The sequence below is a fragment of the Archangium violaceum Cb vi76 genome, from assembly GCF_000733295.1.
Lineage (GTDB): Bacteria > Myxococcota > Myxococcia > Myxococcales > Myxococcaceae > Archangium > Archangium violaceum.
Genome location: NZ_JPMI01000342.1, coordinates 1 through 516, shown reverse-complemented (window position 1 = coordinate 516; position 516 = coordinate 1). Strand labels below are relative to the sequence as shown.

Annotated in this window: 1 protein-coding gene; it reads left to right on the top strand. The window is 57.9% G+C overall.

The genetic code is table 11. The annotated features are described in order from the left end of the window. Nucleotides 1-141 precede the first annotated feature (141 nt). Nucleotides 142-426, top strand: coding sequence for a hypothetical protein (locus tag Q664_RS44510; RefSeq protein WP_043411215.1), 285 nt, complete (start codon nucleotides 142-144; stop codon nucleotides 424-426). The last annotated feature ends 90 nt before the right edge of the window (nucleotides 427-516 follow it).

The window sequence follows — 516 nt, the reverse complement described above, 5'->3', positions numbered from 1 at the left end:
CAGTCAGCAACCTGAAGAGCCAGAACGGTCGTGATGCCGGGCCTCGGGAGCACCATCTGGCTCAGTCTGTGCTCCGTGGGACTCCTATGGGGCGCCTATCTCCCTCTCACGAATCTCCCCTCTAAGTAACGAGGTATTTCAATGGTGTTGATGATTAGCTACGACCTGAACAGGAACGAGCGACCGCAGGCATACGAAGGCGTGAAGGACTTCATCGAGAAGAACTCCATTGCGTGGGCACGTCCGCTGAGATCCCAGTGGTTCGTCGAAACCGTGGCGACGCCGGACTGGTGGAATGCGCAGCTCATGAAGCTCATCGATGATGACGATCGTCTCTTCGTCTGTCGGATTCCCCCAAACCCGAATGGATACCAGGGTTATCTCGATAAGGAGATGTGGAACTGGCTGAATCCCCGCGTCGGGTGATCAGACCCTTTTTGATTTCACCGTCGCCCCCCTCCCGAGCAGGAGCCCCTAAACTCCCACATCTCGCTGCCATCCCCGGCGGGCCGCAGG

What these genes read in the sequence shown, in the direction of transcription:
- Q664_RS44510 (WP_043411215.1), top strand. Translation starts at nt 142, where the DNA reads ATGGTGTTGATGATTAGCTACGACCTGAACAGGAACGAGCGACCGCAG.